The organism is Clostridioides sp. ES-S-0049-02 (assembly GCF_020658465.1).
In the GTDB taxonomy this organism is placed as follows: Bacteria; Bacillota; Clostridia; order Peptostreptococcales; family Peptostreptococcaceae; genus Clostridioides.
This window is the reverse complement of sequence record NZ_JACVWG010000078.1, coordinates 1-307: the sequence shown is the minus strand read 5'-3', so window position 1 is coordinate 307 and position 307 is coordinate 1. Positions and strand designations below refer to the sequence as shown.

1 protein-coding gene is annotated in these 307 nt (G+C 25.4%); it reads right to left on the bottom strand.

Annotation, left to right across the window (positions count from 1 at the left end; translation table 11 throughout):
* Positions 1–307 (bottom strand): hypothetical protein (locus IC213_RS20760; protein ID WP_227863592.1); only part of this gene is annotated, 307 nt, incomplete at both ends.

The window sequence follows — 307 nt, the reverse complement described above, 5'->3', positions numbered from 1 at the left end:
TTGATAGCTTTGTTATGCTCAAAAGTTTCTAACTCCTCTTTTATTCTTGGTAGATATTCAGACTCATAATTTGAATGTTTAGAGATTTCTCTTTTTTTAATTCCTTGAATAATTTTTTCTTTTAAGATAGCCTTTGGATTTCCATATAATTTAGGATACTTATAACTTTTGTCTACCTCAAAGGTTTCTATCATATCTGAAAGTACATTAGTATTATGAAGTGCTTTTTTTACATTTTCTATTGGAATTGATTTTTGCTTTAAATATAACTCTATTAATTCATCATAAGTCTTTAAAGTTATATCCC